Here is a 15434-nt window from a genome sequence, read left to right on the forward strand (position 1 = left end):
TCTCTGTATCAATGGTAATAGCCCCGACCACGAATATTGACGTGTGGTGGAAGCGATTGACCGGTTTCCGCGACAGGCTTTGCCCTGTCGAGGCCGGATTTAAGAATGGAATTGACCGAAGAATATGAAAGCGCCTGAATAGTCAGCGCGCGTTCGCATGCAGCTTCAAGCCGTTGCGGATCATAGCGCCGTGCTAAAGATAAAATGCCCATCACGGCTCGAAAGCCATGTTCAGGATGTGGTTTGTCATGCATGAGCCGTTCAACGAATATAGCGGTGCTTGTGCCGATTTTCTCCGCCTGTCGAACCAAGCTTGCTGCATTCAGGCCAGCGTAGCGCTGATGAGATTTGGGCATATGCTCATTGATAGTGACATGACCATTGCGTTGAGAACGACGAATATCTCAATAACGCGGTGCGTAAGACGAATAGTCACTTTTTGACCGATCAAGCTATGCGGAACCGAATAAAATGTCTTGTCGACCTCGACATGATAATCGGGATGTACTTTTGCCGTCTTCCACTCAGCATATTCAAAGGGCACTTCCGGTAAGTCTGATAGTACAGTGCGCTCAATCTCCTCAAAGAGTTGACGACGGGATTTATCGTAATGGCGCATTGGACGATTGTTGAGATCTTCCAGTAAGGCAGCAATAGTTGTATTCAAGTCCGACAGGGAGAAGAAGGTCCGGTTCCTCAGTCGTGCAAGTATCCAGCGCTCGACAATCAGTACCGCGCCTTCGACTTTGGCTTTGTCCTTCGGTTTGCGCGAACGCGTCGGCAGAATAGTGGTGTCATAGTGCTCTGCCATGGCTGCAAAAGTAGGATTGATGGTTGGTTCGAACCAAAGTGGCTTCGCGACACCGGCTTTAATACCAACGCCGTTGAATTCTGACTCATTTTGGTCTTTCGTTATGGGCATTTTCGTGATTCATCATTCAAAACAGGAGGTTTTGGATGGGCGGAGCGATAAGATTGCGAACGGATTTCACTGGTGACCATCTTCGGACTTTAGCCAAACAACACAAGGAAGCGGCATGTACGCGTCGTCTTCTGGCCTTGTCTATTATTTATGACGGTGGGCGGCGCAGTGATGCTGCTCGCTTTGGCGGCGTTGGATTACAAATCATCCGGGATTGGGTCTTGCGCTTTAACGCGAAAGGGCCGGCAGGACTGGAGACTGGTAAAGCACCGGGGCGCAAGGCGCTTCTCAATGAAGAACAACGCAAGGCACTGACCTCATTGGTTGATAGCGGCCCACAATTTGAACTGGATGGAATTGTGCGCTGGCGTTTGTGTGATTTGGTGCGCTGGATCGAGAAGGAGTTCAATATTACTGCAAGCCGTCAGACGGTCGGCCGGGAACTTCGCATCATGGGCTATCGCAAGTTATCTGCACGCCCCAGACATCATGCGCAGGATAGCAAGGCAATCGATGCTTTTAAAAAAACTTCCCAGCCGCTTTGGCAGAAATCCGCAAATGTCAGGCCAAAGGCAAAGAAATAGAGATATGGTTCCAGGACGAGGCCCGTGTTGGACAGAAGACCAAACTCACCCGTCGATGGGCCAGGCGTGGCACGAGACCAAGTGCCCCACAGGATCAAAGGACACGTTCTGCATATATCTTTGGCGCGATTTGCCCAAAGTGGGGCAAAGGTGCCGCCCTCGTGATGCCTTGGTGTGATACCCATGCCATGAATGAGCATCTTGTAGAAATATCACGGCATGTCGGACGCAGAGCCCATGCTGTCCTGATCCTTGATCAGGCGGGATGGCATCTCACGGATAAACTCATCATACCTGACAACATCACGCTGTTGCCGCTACCAGCCAAATCGCCAGAACTCAACCCAATGGAAAATATCTGGCAGTTCATGCGCGACAACTGGCTTTCAAATATCATCTTCGAAACTTACGAGGAGATTATCGAGCACTGTTGCAAGGCATGGCGAAGCCTTATTGCAGATCCATGGAATATCGCTTCCATCGGGTTAAGGGATTGGGCGCATCGGTACTAATCAATGAGCGTTGGTATAAGATTGTCGCAGACAATCGTTTTAGGAACGCCGCCAAAGAACGACAGAGCTCTAATCTGCCCCTCGATCCAATCAGGTAGCTTCTGGCTAAGACTGGCATAGGCAAAGGTCAAATTGGAAGCAGGAAGTACTGCGACAAATACCTGCGCTTGACATATTTCTCCGGTCTTCGGATCAATCAATGGTAGCGTTTGCCCAGCATAATCTGTCTGCATTACAGCACCCGCCTCATGACGGTTGCGATAGGACGGGTTTATCTTGCAAGCAAAAGCGGCGTAGTTGGTACAAAACCATGTGAAGCCGTATCCATCAGGATGCGCTTGCCGGTACTCCTGCCAAAGCAATGTTAATGTTACGCCCTTGCGTTTAAGTTCACGAGCAATCGTGCTCCAATCCGGAATGCTCAAATCCTGAGGCGGTCGTCCCGCACGCTTGAACACAAGTTGTTCCAGCGCATTATCATTCTCATAGGCAGACAATAATGGCCAACTGCAGATACCAGCTTCACGGGCACGCAGCAGATACGTACTGACGGCAGTCTTTCCGATTTCAAGCCGTTCCGAAATCTCACGAACAGATAGCCCTTGCTCATAGCTCAGGCGCAGAATTGATCGTATGTCCTTCACGTTGATACGTCTCGCTTGCTTCCTGCGCGGCATGAAAACTCCATGGAAAAACCATAAGGAAATCATGCTGCGTGGCGATCGCAAAACACACTTCAAAAACTGTCCGCATATTAGCGAAATCACTGTCCGCTAATTACTGAAACACGTGTCCGCTATTTAGTGAAGAAACTGTCCGGGAATTACTGAAACACGCAAGCAAAAGGCATCCGCGTCATGCTGTGACTGAAAGGCTGGTTGAATTCGCTGAAATTCTGGAGGGGCTCGTTGAAAAACTAATCTTGTACGCTTTCAAAGATTGCCGCAATCCCTTGCCCGCCCCCGATACACATGGTCTCCAAGCCATATCGCACACCACGGCGGTCCATCTCACGTAAGAGCGTGGCAAGTATCCTTCCGCCTGTCGCCGCGAGCGGATGGCCCAACGAGATACCGGAGCCATTAACGTTGAGACGTTCAAAGTCGTCTTTGCGAAATTGCCACTCCTGCGTGCACGCCAGCACTTGTGACGCAAAGGCTTCATTCAACTCAATGAGATCCATATCAGAAAGCTTCAGTCCAGCCTTATGAAGCGCACGTGAAGTTGCGGGCACGGGTCCAATACCCATAGCGTTGGGTGCCACACCGGCGGCACCCCAAGAAACGAGGCGCGCGAAGGCCTTCAGGCCAAATTGATCAGCAATTGCCCTCGTCGTGACAATTGCAGCCGAGGCGCCGTCATTTTGTCCGCTGGCGTTACCCGCCGTAACTGTCGCTTCCGGATCAATTCCGCTCAAAATCGGCTTCAGAAGGCCTAGAGACGCAACTGTTGTCTCGGGACGGGGATGCTCGTCGCGGGTAAAAAGAAAGGCTCCCTTGCGGTCTCTCACCGTGACTGGGATGATCTCATCATCAAATCGCCCTGATTCCTGCGCAGCGACCGCCTTGAGATGTGAATTGAAGGCAAACTCATCCTGTTGATCTCGCGGAATGTGGTATATCCTTCGCAAATTTTCTGCAGTTTCGACCATTCCATCAGGAACAAGATAGTTCTTCCCGCCAGCGGTAACTCGGCCTTTCGCGAGAGCATCATAAAACTGCATCGACGCTGACTTTACCCCCCACCGCGCGCTATTGGAATAAAAGGGTGCATTGCTCATTGACTCTGTGCCGCCCGCTAGGACCACATCGGATGCACCTGTCGCGACCTGCATGCTGGCATTGATCACCGCTTGAAGTCCCGATCCACACCGTCGATCAAGCTGCCACCCGGGGACTTCCACAGGTAAACCGGCGTCAAGCGCGATGACTCGGCCAACCGCTGGAGCATCCATTGTCGGGTAACATTGTGCGAAAATCACATCATCGATGCGGTCTGCAGGAAAACCCGTTCTTTCAAGTAACGCGCGCACCACGGTTGCGCCAAGCTCTTGCGCTGCCAATGCGCGGAACTGGCCGCCAAATCGGCCGACCGGGGTGCGAACAGGTTCGCAAATTACTGTGTCGCGCATGAGATATCTCTACTCGGGTGTTGTCAGGGAAATGTTCAATGCGGCCCGACGACGAAGCCAAAGGCTTGGCCGATAACGCGGGTCGCCAGTCTGCTCCAGCAGGCGAACGAGTATGTGCATTATCCGTGCAGGACCAATAAAGTCGCCCAAGCTCAAGGGCCCCTTGGGGTATCCCAGGCCGAGCCTGACGCCTGCATCGATATCGTTGGGAACAGCGACCCGTTGCTGGGCAATCTCGCAGGCGATATTTACAATTGTCGCGATCGTGCGCTGCGCAATGAAGCCCGGAGAGTCCGAAATCCGCGTCACCTTGGCACCTGCTTTCAGAAGTGCCGCATTCACGATCTCGGTTGCCGATCCAGTCGCAGGGGTCGGCATGAGAGTGAGCCGTCCGCCGTCCTTGTAGGTTTCCAGGTGAAGTGGATCGATGGCCACTACCTTGGTAGGGTCATATCCAGCAGCTAACGCCGCTGTTGTAGCATCCAGCCCGTAGGGTGCCAGAACGACAGCAGTCGCTTCCTCTGCCGAGTTCGCCTTGATCAGACCGCCGGCCGTCAGCAGCTTTGAAAGGGTCATCTCGATGGAGGAGTTTGTTGGGTCAACGAATACAGTTCCACTCGATTCCAAGCCGCAATACTGCTCATCTGGCTCGACCTTTCTGCCGTTGTCATATTGATAAAAGCCCCGTCCAGCCTTACGGCCGAGCAGTCCTGCTTCGACACGGCGGTAAACGAGGGGGGAGGGACGATAACGTGGATCCTGGAAAAAGGCGTCGTAGATTTCCCGCAGCACACGACTGGAGACATCAAGCCCCGTAAGATCGAAGAGTTCGAAAGGCCCCATAGGGAACCCGGCAGACTCCCTCATCACGCGGTCGACATCCGCGAATGTCGCAACGCCCTCCTGAACGATGCGTAAGCCTTCAGTAACAAGCCCTCGTCCCGCATGATTAACCACGAAACCTGGCGTGTCCGCGCAGATTACCGGATGATGACTGGTCGCTGCGACCAATGCGAACAGTCGATCAATGACTCTCTGTTCTGTCAGTTCGCCCTTGATGATTTCCACTACCTTCATCAAAGGTACCGGATTGAAGAAGTGCAGGCCTGCCACTCGTTCGGGGACTCGACAACCCGTGGCGCAACTGGTGACCGACAAAGATGATGTATTCGTGCACAGAATTGTGTCGTCGGAGACGACCTGCTCCAGCGTCATGAAGAGATCACGTTTGGTTTTAAGATCTTCTAGAATTGCTTCAACCACGATATCGGACGACGCAAGGTCACCGAGTTCATCGGCAATCTGTATACGCTCCATGGCGTCATGCCTTTGTTCGGCAGACATTCGCCCCTTTGAAACTGCTCGTCCGAACATGTCCGAAACAAAATTACAGGCTTCTGTTGCAGCACCCTTTCGCTGATCGAAAGCGATGACTTTTGCTCCCGCCTCTGCGGCCCATTGAATGATACCGCGGCCCATGGCACCAGTTCCAACGACTGCGACAGTAAACATACGATTATCCACCAAATTATCTCATTACGGTTGAATTCTCAGCCACGCTTTATTTCCGAATGCTGCTTATGCGCATGGACGACTGTTGCCCTCAAGGGAGAGGTTATCGGCGGTTTTGCTGTCGATCGGCCGCGACCACTGCCGCTCGGGCGGGTGCATATCCAGGCAATCCCGTCATACGGTGGATTGCGGCCGATACATCGAAATGACGCGAGAGGCCACCTCGTGTTACCCGCTCAATCGGGCCGTCTGGATATCCGAGGCCCAGGCAACATGTCTTGTCCATGTCCTCGGCCGAGGCGAGGCCTTCATCGAGAAATCGCAACGCATCATTGTATTTCGGACGAACCAATCGATCCACGATGCGTCCGGGCAAATCTGCACAGATTACTGTTCGAAAACCTGCCTGCTCGAATATTGCTCGAGCACTATCCACCGCTGCCGCAGAGGTTTTCGGTTGACGTGCAATTTCTATCAGATTTGAAGGTGCATCTGAACCGTTTCTATATCGCGCAAATCCTACGACGTTGGAGCCTTCACGACCCGAATCCTCTCCTGTGTGGAAGCCGAGGCATTCGGTGCCCAGTTCAACGATTACCGCAACTTTCGCAGGGGCAGGTGAAAATGCTCCGCCGAGGCATACAGTAACCTCTCCACCATCAGTGGCTCTGGTCAAAAATGCATCGCCCAACGGAAATGAACGGCTCTCGTTTTCTGATTCTATCGAGAAGGATTTAGCCTCAGTTGAGGGAGCACGCTGCTGGCCGGTCAACAAGCCTCTGCCAGACTTGTTTCCAAGACGACCGGCCGCTACCATTCGTCTCAGGATGGGAGGCACAGCCGCACGAGGATCCTGCGTGATGGGATGGAAAGCCTCCCCCAGACGTATTTGTGTATCGAGACCAATCAGGTCCAGCAGCGTGCATGGACCCATTTTGTAGCCGAGCGCTACACATATTGCGGTATCAATGTCCTCAGGTGCGCACAGCCCGGCCTCGATCGCGCGCAGGACGTCGTTGTTGAAAGGAACCAGCAATGCGTTCAGGATAAATCCTGGCTTGTCCTGGGTTTCGATCGGCAGTTGTCCAGCGGCTTCGGTCCAGGCCCGCGCAGCCCGAAAAGTTTCATCAGAGGTATTGATGCCTCGCGACATTTCGATCAGTTTCATCAGTTCAGCAGGCAGGCAAAAGTGCATACCCACGACCCGGTCTTCGCGACCGCAGCCGCTGGCGATTTCGGTGATCGACAGGGTGGAGGTGTTTGAAGCGAAGATCGTCTCCGGCTTGCATATCGCGTCAAGACGCGAAAACAGTTGCCGTTTCGCATCAAGATCCTCGAATATGGCTTCAACGATCAGGTCACACTCGGTCAGCGCGCTCAGATCCGTTTCGTCCTTCATACGCCGCATGATCTCAGTTTGCTGAGCTGCCGTCATGCGGCCACGTTCGACGGATTTGGAGAAGAACCTCTCAGCCTGGGCTCGCGCATGTGTCAGGCCCTCGATCGACTGATCGAAGCATATCGTCTCATACCCGGCGCGCGCTGCAACTCTTGCGATACCGCTTCCCATCGTGCCGCCAGCACCACATACGCCAACCCTCAAGATTTTACTCATTTGGAAACGAAACTCCGTCCTATCAGCTGCCTGTGAATTTGATTGGTGCCTTCCCAGATCTGGGTGATTTTCGCGTCACGCATCAAACGTTCCGCGCGATAGTCCTGGCAGTAGCCGTACCCGCCATAGAACTGGACGCATTCGATCGTCATTTTCATCGCCAGGTCGCTCGCTCTCAATTTGGCGACTGACGCGGCCAGTCCGATATCCTCTTCGCCCTCGTCAACCAGGGCTGCAACATGGTCGATCCACCGTTCAACCATGACAAGCTCGCATGCGAGATCAGCAAGGGTGAATTGGTTGCCCTGATACTCGAGAACGCGTTTGCCCCCTTGCGCCCGCTCATTTCCATAGGCGATCATGTCTTTGAATGCCGCACGTGCAATTCCACGTGCATGAGCCGCGATCGAAGGTCGCGACTTGTTAAGCGATGCGAAAAGAATCTTTAGGCCGTCGCCCGGCACACCAATCAGGTTGGCGCGCGGGACACGGCAATCATCGAAAGCGATTGTGCAGGTCGATGAGCCGTTATGGCCCATTTTGTGTTCTTTCGAAACTACGGAGAAGCCAGGCGTGCCCTTCTCGAATATCAGGACCGAGATCGCCTTTTTAGGATCATCGATTTCCGCCCACTTGCCAAAAAGCAGGTAAAGATCCGCAACGTCGCCGTTGGAGATGAATGTCTTCGATCCGCGAATGATGATCTCATCGCCATCAGGTGTGAAGCTTGTTTTCATGCCGGTTGCGTCCGAACCTGCCGAGGGCTCAGTAATCGCAAGGGCACCAAGCCCCCCTTCCGCAATTCTGGGTAACAGACGTTCTTGCTGCTCGAGGTTACCGAACTGAACCAAAGGCTTCATACCATGGAAGTTCGTCGCATAGATGATGCCCGTGGAGGCACATGCTTCTGAGATGATCGAGACAATCTCGAGATAAAGAGCATATGACATGGGAACCCCCCCGAATGCCTCGGGGACAAAAATGGCATTAAGTCCCAAATCGTTGAGTGCCTTGATGTTCTGCCAAGGGAACTCGCCTGTGCGATCAATATGAGCAGCATTGGGGGCGATAACCCTGTCTGAAACCCGCTGAACTTGTTCCAGCATCTGTTGTTCGATGTCGGTCCAACGCCGGGCATCGGAAATCTGTTGGTATAGCTTCATCAGTGATTAATTCCTTGGCCGCCGTCGATGTAGATGGTCTCGCCGGTAAGATACGCAATGTTCTCGATTATCAGTGATGCAACGAGCTGGGCTACGCTGTGGGGCTTTCCAGGGGCGCCGGTTGGAATGCGTGACCCCATCCATGCCTGCACCTTGGCCTTCGCGAGGTAATCTCTGTTCAAGTCCGTCTCAATGTATCCCGGAGCGACGTTTATGACGCCAATACTGTGGCGCGCCCACTCAACCGCCATAACCCTGGTCATTGCCCCCACCGCTGCTTTTGAAGCGCAGTATGCAAGATTGTCTGGTGCGCCGATGCGGTCAAAGAAGGACCCTATGTTGATGATGGTGCCACCATTGTCTTTGAGGTGCGGAAAGACCTCGCGAGCGGCAACCATGACAGCCGTCGCGTTCAATGCGATCGTCCTGTTAAAGTCGGCCACGGTGACAGCGGCTGCGGGCGCACTGGTGTGGACGCCAGCGTTATTCACCAATCCGGCGATGGGACCGCGCTCGGCGATTGTGACCATTGCCTGCCTGACAGCTTCTTCGTCCGTCATGTCACACCTGATCTGATGACCCGCAGTGCCGTCGCCAGACCGGGATAGGCAAACGACATCGCGACCCCGGCGGATCAGTTCGCCTGCGATGGCAAGCCCAATGCCTTTCGAACCTCCGGTAACAATTATCTGACCCTCAGGCATCCTTGAACTCCGGTTTACGTTTTTCTTCGAAAGCTGCCATACCCTCTTCTGCGTCAGCAGTGCGGTACGCCATTGTCGAAAGCTCCGCCTCGACTTGCAGGCCTTCGTGAAGCGTAAGATCGCCGGCGCGCTGTATCGCGCGGCGGGCGAAGTTGAGAGCTGGCAAACTGAAACCCGAGAAGCGGCGCGCGAAGGCGAGACCGGCATCCATCAGATTGCCCTCCACAACCTGATGGACAAGGCCAATCTGGGCGGCTTCCTCCGCTTTCACCGAACGCCCAGTGAGGATCATTTCCAGGGCGCGTCCTTCGCCGATCAATCGGGGCAATCTTTGAGTGCCACCATATCCTGGAATAAGTCCAAGCTTGACCTCAGGCAGACCAAAAACCGCATTGGGCGAGCAGAGACGAAATGTTGCCGCCAGGGCGAACTCCATGCCACCGCCGAACGCATAGCCTTCAACAAGTGCCACGGAGGGCACTGGAAAACGATCGAGCTTCGAGAAGATGCTCTGACCAAGTTCAGATCCGCGCAATTGCTCCGCGAGCGATCTGTTGCGCAGTTCCTTTATGTCAGCACCCGCACAAAAGGCCCGGTCGCCGGCGCCGGTCAGCAACAATGCACGAATGTCAGAAAGAGAAGCGGCTTCATCGATCGCCTCACCGATCTGGCCAAGGATATCAAACGAAAGGGCATTGAGTGCATCGGCGCGGTCGAGCGTCAGTAGCGCAAACTCATCCAGTCGCTCGAGTTTTACATGAGTCGTCAACGCTTGTTCCTCGCTTGAAATCGAACTGGTAATGGCGTGATCTCGGCGTTTCCGGCCATCTCGATCAGGCGCCGTTTAAGAACTTTCCCGCTGGTGGTTAGCGGAAAGCTTTCCATGGCGACATGCCATTCAGGCATATCGAACTTGGACAGACCTTCCTGAGCCAGATGTTTGAGCAGATCGCTGGACGAGACCTTGCCTATCGTCGCCAGACACACTTGCTCGCCGAGGCGATCATTTCGCACAGGAAAAACGGCTGCACCGGAAATGTTGGGATGGGTCAGCGCCATTGCTTCGATGCGTGACGGGTAGATATTGTGGCCACCGCGAATGATGACATCTTTCAAGCGCCCTTCAATCCGAAGATTACCCAAGGCATCAAGCGAGCCGAGGTCTCCCGACATCATGTAGCCGTGCTTGTTGAAGACTTGCTCGGTCGAGCGTTGATCCCCGAAATAGCCAAGCATCAGTGCCGCACCGCGGCCACCGATCTCGCCCGTAGCGCCCTGCGGCAGTTCACGGTCAATGTTCTCGGGATCCCAGATTTTGACTTCGTAGGATCGACCGCCACGACCACAGGTCGATACGGCAATATTGAGCGGATCGCCCGGATGCGTGAATTGATGCGACGAGTTTTCGGTCATCCCGTAAACGTTCTGAGGTGAAATACCCTGCTGCGAGAACGCGCGTGCGATGGCATCGGGAATAGGTGCCCCGGCCATATAGAAAATGCGCACGGAACCGAGATCTTTTATACCGCGCAATTGCTGCTCGGCGAGAATATCCATTGCGTGAGTCGGCACCCCCAAAACGTAAGATGCGTTTGTTTCAATGATCCAGTCCAACCGGCTCAACCCGCTTGGAGGGTCATCGACCACAAGCTCCGCCCCAATGACCAGCCATTGCCCCACGGCCACCCAGGCGATGTGATGTGAAAGCGGACTTAACGTAAGTATCACATCGCTGCCCGAAATCTTCCACTCCCGGCTCAAGTCTCTGGCGTTGGCCAGAATCGTATTGGACGAGTGCATCACACACTTCGGTCGGCCGGTAGTTCCGGACGTGAATGCAAGGTAGGATACCGTGTCGGAATTGGCGTGATAGGTCTCCTGCAATTGCGTTATGTAAAGTGGCATGTTTGTCGGCTTATAGACCTTCTTCAGGAAAGGCAGTCTCTCGAGCATGCTGGACATGTCGTGCCTGTCAGCGTCGGCTCCCCATCCGTCTTCCGTAACGAGCGCACTTACCTGTAATTCAGTAAGCATGTCGATCACCTCGGCGCAGGTGAAAGTGCGATGGAGCGACGGATTGCAGGCTGCACCGACGCGCGAACAGGCAAGAAATGTGACAATCGCTTCGACACGATTTGACATCCATATCGAAACCCGGTCGCCCGCACCGATCTCGCGCTCAATGAAGTCGTCGGCAAGAGCATCGACTCTTGCTTTGAGACTGCGCCAGTCCAGATGAATGCGGCCATCCCGAAGGGCTTTGGCGGAGGGCATGTTGTTGGCATGCTTCCGCAAAAGAGAGTAGAAGGTGTCAGACGTCCAGAGACCTTGCTCGTAATAGGTGCGAGCGGTCGTGGGATCGTGCAATGTGAGGTGTGGACGCATCGTTCCCTCTAGCGACCGAATTTTGTTGGGTCAGGCTTCCGCTTTTCATTGAACGAGGCACTCAGTTCATCGTGCTCGTCGGTTGTTAGATACTGACTGAGAAGCAAATCATGCGTGACACGCGACAAGCCGGCAACACCGCCGTGACGCGCATTGAAGGCGCCCTTGATTGAAGCAAGCGCAAAAGCGCCGCGTTCAGCGATCTCAAGTGCAAACTCCCGGGTGCGCTCTTTCAGTTCGGAGTCAGGAACGACACGGTTGATCAGCCCCATCTGCTTCGCCTCAGTGGCAGAAATCTTCGGGTTTGCGTACCAGATTTCCTTAGCCCGCTTTTTGCCGACCAGATCCTCGAGGTACCACGTACCGTAACCAGCATCGAACGAGCCCATCATAGGTCCGACCTGCCTGAATACCGCTGATTCCTTGGCAATGGTGACGTCACAAACCATTTGCAGAACGTTGCCGCCGCCAACAGCAAAGCCATTGACCGACGCAATCACCGGCTTTTGCAGCCGGTCAATCGCTTCGTATATCTCCAACGTCGGGAGCACGCCGGCATAGAGGCGCGTATCCTCCATGCCGGATTTCTCACCTCCAATACAGAAAAAGCGATCGCCGGCACCCGTTAAAACAAGCACCCGAGTGCGCGTTTCGCGTCGGATCGCTTCGATGCAATCTCTGATCTCATGGCACATCGTCTCGGTGAACATATTGCCTTTATCAGGTCTGTTCAACGTAATCGTGCCAATTGGACCGTCTTCATCGTACGTGATTTGCGTGTATGTCATCTTTGCTATCCAAAGTGCTTTTCGTGATTGTTTCACTGTGCTTCAGCTCAGAGAGAACTTCCTCTGTGTGTTGACCAAGCAACGGAGGAGCTGATCTGGGAACAGCTGCGGTATCATTTATACGAATGCCGAGCCCGACTTGCGGGACGAGCCGGTCACCATCCTTCAGCGTGAAAAACATCCCACGGTCCTGCAGCGGACCATCGTGTGCGGTTTGATCGACACGATTGATCGGACCCGCCGGAACGCGCGCGCCGGCAAAAAGATCGAGCCATTCCTGCCGTGTTTTCGTGCGAAGGATCGATTGTATTCGGATGACGATTTCTGCGCGATGATCCCGGCGTGCTGCGTTTGTGGCAAATTCTGCTCGCGAGCCCCAGGTAGCGTCATCGACTGCTGCCCAGAACCGCGTCCAGATGGCGTTTGATCCGATGCCCAGGTTGATCGGCTCGTCGGCGGTATCAAAACTCTGATAAATCGCTATAACGCTGTCGGTTCCCCCAGACCGGATGGGCACTTCTCCCGAACCGAAATAACTGATGATCCGGCATGCGAGCAGACGCGTCATGCTCTCAACCAAACTGACATCGATCTTGGCACCCTTACCTGTCTTTTGGCGAGAGAAGAGTGCAGCCATGGCGGCCATTGCAGCATCCTGACCTGCGAGCATATCCGCAGCGGGAGCGCCCACTTTCTGGGGTGCACCGCCTGCGGCACCAGTCACATCCATAATGCCGGAATATCCCTCGGCGATCAGATCGTACGATGTGAGCTCCGACCGGGCCCCGTCCAGACCGAAGCCCGTGATCGAGACGAAGACGAGATTACTCTTGATCTTGCTGAGCGTCTCATAGTCAAGGTTGAACTTGCGCTGGATATCCGGCGGCTGGTTGGTGACGACGACGTCGGCGCTTTCAATCAGCGCGAGCAAATCAGCCCGCCCTGCCTCTTTTCTGATGTCGAGAACGACGCTCTTTTTGTTGCGGTTGACGGCGGTGAACCACAATGCCTGATCGTCAAGAAACGGAGGCCCCCATGCGCGAGCATCATCACCCTCCGGACGCTCGACCTTGATGACCTCGGCTCCAAAGTCAGACAGCAGCATCGTCGCGTAAGGTCCGGCAATCGAAGTCGTCAGGTCAACCACTCGGCAGCCGGAAAGGAAATCACACCCCACTCCAGCATCAATAAGAGGCAGTTGGCGCCACGGCATTTGGTTCTCTGCACGGACCGTTCCAGCCAAAGTCTTCTCCTTTGCGTCTCTTCGTTATGAGAACCGCAAGACGCATGCCAAAAGACTGCGGGGGAAGCTTATTCTCCCAACTTTTTGTAGAGATAGCTTCGTGAAATCCCGAGGTGCTCGGCGACCTTCTTTTTGTTACCGTTAAAGCGCGCCATCGCCTCGGTCATCAGGTCGTGCTCGTACCTATCCAGTGCGGTCCGCAAGGTGCCGCCTGACGCATCGTTGATTACCACTTCCGCTTTCGCCGGTTCAGGCTTTCGCTGCCCAGCCGCGTCGGAAAAGTTTGAAAGTCGCAGGCGACCGTGCTCACTGAATACGAAGGCACGTTCCACGACATGGCGCAGTTCGCGCACGTTTCCAGGCCATGGTCGTTCGGTCAGATAATCGAACACATCGCTGTCAACCTCGGGAACATCTTTGCCATATTGTGCCGCCAACTCATTGACGAACGAGGAGACCAAGAGCGGGATGTCCTCAAGGCGCTCGGCGAGCGTCGGCATGGGGATAACGAACGGGCTTATTCTGTAATAAAGGTCCAGCCGAAACTGCCCCTGTTCGACGGACTCTTCGAGGTTGCGGTTGGTTGCCGAGCACAGACGGAAGTCAACTTTCCTGGGTTTATCACCCCCGACACGCTCGACGACGCGATCCTGCAAGACGCGCAAGAGCTTCGACTGAACCTCGATCGGCATATCGCCGATCTCGTCGAGGAAGATTGTACCCTTGTCTGCCTGCTCGAACTTGCCCAACCGACCCTTCTGATCGGCGCCGGTGAAGGAACCCGGTTCGTAACCAAACAGTTCGCTCTCGACAAGCTGCGCGGGAAGGGCTGCAGCATTGACCGTTACGAGCCGGTTGTCCCGGCGCGAACTCATGATGTGCAACGCTTTGGCGACAAGTTCCTTACCAGTCCCGCTTTCGCCCTGGATCAATACCGGGATGTCGAGAGGAGCAACTTTCCTGATCAGGTCTCTAAGTTTCAGCACGGCGGGACTTTGACCGATGATCGCTTCAAGCGCACTCTCGCCGCGCGAGTGTTCCTTCGCTTCATTGCGGTAGGTTTCAATTTCGCGTTCGAGAGTGTTGACGCGGCGCGAAAGCGCCTCCACCTGCTGCGGGCCTTTGAACATTACCCGGCCGATCGCGCCAACCACGTCGCCATTGTGTCGAATGGGATGACGGGAAACGACCCTCTCGCGTCCATTCATTTTCTGGATCTGGCCTACTTCCGCGACGCCAGTTCGAACAACGTGATGCAGCCTGGTGTTTTCAATCACATCGCGGACCTTCTTCCCCACACCTTCCCCAGCCTTTAGACCGAAAAACTTCTCGTGGATTGGTGACACAAAGACCAAGCGTTCTTTCGCGTCAATTACCGCCATGGCGTCGAATGGGTCTGTTAGCAGATGTTCAATGATGTCGTTGGCAAACTCGACATTGAGAAAGAATTGTAATGACGTTTCTCCCGCTTCTCCCAGCATTATGGCAATTCGCGTCTTTTGTGAGGAGACGACGAGGACGATATGATTTGCATCAACAAGCCTTATAATCCCCAGCTTGCGAGCCTCCGCCTCTTTCAGCCATCCGGCGTCAGATAACATCGCTCGCACCCGGGGATCGGACGCGGCTCCCGAGTGGAAGGCTAGCTTTCCGCTCGGATCAATCAACGCTAACCCGCGAATACCATTTTCGGAACCCGACATAGAACCTCCCTGTCTCCCGCGCGTACACGTTCTATCGTTGTCGGCGGAATTTGTTCTTACTGAAGACATACACCCGGTTTGCTGACCTACGCAATATGCGACAATCTGGCGGAAGAGGAGGTGGCATGGATGTTGCAGAGTAAAGGTGTCCGATCAACGCGTGGGAGCGATC

11 protein-coding genes and 2 pseudogenes are annotated in these 15434 nt (G+C 54.4%); 1 reads left to right on the plus strand and 12 read right to left on the minus strand.

The genetic code is table 11. The annotated features are described in order from the left end of the window. Positions 1 to 8 precede the first annotated feature (8 nt). Positions 9 to 874, minus strand: a pseudogene (locus tag CES85_RS08580) (Mu transposase domain-containing protein); the annotation flags it as partial. A gap of 83 nt (positions 875 to 957) precedes the next feature. Here CES85_RS08580 and CES85_RS08585 point away from each other — a divergent pair. Next, positions 958 to 2018 (plus strand): IS630 family transposase gene (locus CES85_RS08585; RefSeq protein ID WP_095445479.1). Its coding sequence is split into 2 segments (ribosomal slippage): positions 958 to 1450 and positions 1450 to 2018, totalling 1062 coding nucleotides; the frame shifts between segments, so codons are not numbered across the junction. A 17-nt stretch (positions 2019 to 2035) separates the two neighbouring features. Here the strand turns inward: CES85_RS08585 and CES85_RS08590 are convergent. The 11 genes and pseudogenes from CES85_RS08590 to CES85_RS08640 all read right to left on the minus strand — a co-directional run. Continuing rightward, positions 2036 to 2695: pseudogene (locus CES85_RS08590) on the minus strand (sigma factor-like helix-turn-helix DNA-binding protein); the annotation flags it as partial. Positions 2696 to 2934: 239 nt separating this feature from the next. Then, complete coding sequence (locus tag CES85_RS08595) at positions 2935 to 4149, minus strand: acetyl-CoA C-acetyltransferase (RefSeq protein WP_095445480.1); 1215 nt, start codon at positions 4147 to 4149, stop codon at positions 2935 to 2937. Between the two features lie 9 nt (positions 4150 to 4158). Continuing rightward, positions 4159 to 5661: a 3-hydroxyacyl-CoA dehydrogenase gene (locus tag CES85_RS08600; RefSeq protein ID WP_208636267.1), complete on the minus strand. Its 1503-nt coding sequence runs from the start codon at positions 5659 to 5661 to the stop codon at positions 4159 to 4161. Positions 5662 to 5764: 103 nt separating this feature from the next. Further along, complete coding sequence (locus CES85_RS27785) at positions 5765 to 7276, minus strand: 3-hydroxyacyl-CoA dehydrogenase NAD-binding domain-containing protein (RefSeq protein WP_095445482.1); 1512 nt, start codon at positions 7274 to 7276, stop codon at positions 5765 to 5767. Further along, the gene (locus CES85_RS08610) at positions 7273 to 8439 is read right to left on the minus strand and encodes an acyl-CoA dehydrogenase family protein (RefSeq protein ID WP_095445483.1); all 1167 of its coding nucleotides are present in this window, start codon (positions 8437 to 8439) and stop codon (positions 7273 to 7275) included. Before CES85_RS08610 ends, CES85_RS27785 begins: the two co-directional genes overlap by 4 nt. Further along, complete coding sequence (locus CES85_RS08615; protein ID WP_095445484.1) at positions 8439 to 9143, minus strand: SDR family NAD(P)-dependent oxidoreductase; 705 nt, start codon at positions 9141 to 9143, stop codon at positions 8439 to 8441. The genes CES85_RS08610 and CES85_RS08615 overlap by 1 nt, the downstream gene beginning before the upstream one ends. Continuing rightward, positions 9136 to 9912 (minus strand): enoyl-CoA hydratase/isomerase family protein, encoded by a 777-nt coding sequence (locus CES85_RS08620; protein WP_095445485.1) that lies wholly within the window; start codon positions 9910 to 9912, stop codon positions 9136 to 9138. The genes CES85_RS08615 and CES85_RS08620 overlap by 8 nt, the downstream gene beginning before the upstream one ends. After that, complete coding sequence (locus tag CES85_RS08625) at positions 9909 to 11528, minus strand: class I adenylate-forming enzyme family protein (protein ID WP_095445486.1); 1620 nt, start codon at positions 11526 to 11528, stop codon at positions 9909 to 9911. Before CES85_RS08625 ends, CES85_RS08620 begins: the two co-directional genes overlap by 4 nt. Before the next feature lie 8 nt (positions 11529 to 11536). Further along, positions 11537 to 12316, minus strand: coding sequence for an enoyl-CoA hydratase-related protein (locus CES85_RS08630; protein WP_095445487.1), 780 nt, complete (start codon positions 12314 to 12316; stop codon positions 11537 to 11539). After that, a complete protein-coding gene (locus CES85_RS08635; RefSeq protein ID WP_244923183.1) occupies positions 12288 to 13559 on the minus strand; it encodes a CaiB/BaiF CoA transferase family protein in 1272 nt (423 codons plus the stop codon). Before CES85_RS08635 ends, CES85_RS08630 begins: the two co-directional genes overlap by 29 nt. A 68-nt stretch (positions 13560 to 13627) precedes the next feature. After that, entirely contained in the window at positions 13628 to 15262 is a 1635-nt protein-coding gene (locus CES85_RS08640; protein WP_095445488.1) for a sigma-54 interaction domain-containing protein, read from the minus strand. Positions 15263 to 15434: the final 172 nt, after the last annotated feature.

This window comes from Ochrobactrum quorumnocens, assembly GCF_002278035.1.
Classification (GTDB): domain Bacteria; phylum Pseudomonadota; class Alphaproteobacteria; order Rhizobiales; family Rhizobiaceae; genus Brucella; species Brucella quorumnocens.

Coding starts and splice junctions, on each gene's coding strand:
- CES85_RS08625 (WP_095445486.1), bottom strand. CDS start 11,528: ATGCGTCCACACCTCACATTGCACGATCCCACGACCGCTCGCACCTAT.
- CES85_RS08610 (WP_095445483.1), bottom strand. CDS start 8,439: ATGAAGCTATACCAACAGATTTCCGATGCCCGGCGTTGGACCGACATC.
- CES85_RS08615 (WP_095445484.1), bottom strand. CDS start 9,143: ATGCCTGAGGGTCAGATAATTGTTACCGGAGGTTCGAAAGGCATTGGG.
- CES85_RS08640 (WP_095445488.1), bottom strand. CDS start 15,262: ATGTCGGGTTCCGAAAATGGTATTCGCGGGTTAGCGTTGATTGATCCG.
- CES85_RS27785 (WP_095445482.1), bottom strand. CDS start 7,276: ATGAGTAAAATCTTGAGGGTTGGCGTATGTGGTGCTGGCGGCACGATG.
- CES85_RS08595 (WP_095445480.1), bottom strand. CDS start 4,149: ATGCGCGACACAGTAATTTGCGAACCTGTTCGCACCCCGGTCGGCCGA.
- CES85_RS08630 (WP_095445487.1), bottom strand. CDS start 12,316: ATGACATACACGCAAATCACGTACGATGAAGACGGTCCAATTGGCACG.
- CES85_RS08600 (WP_208636267.1), bottom strand. CDS start 5,661: ATGTTTACTGTCGCAGTCGTTGGAACTGGTGCCATGGGCCGCGGTATC.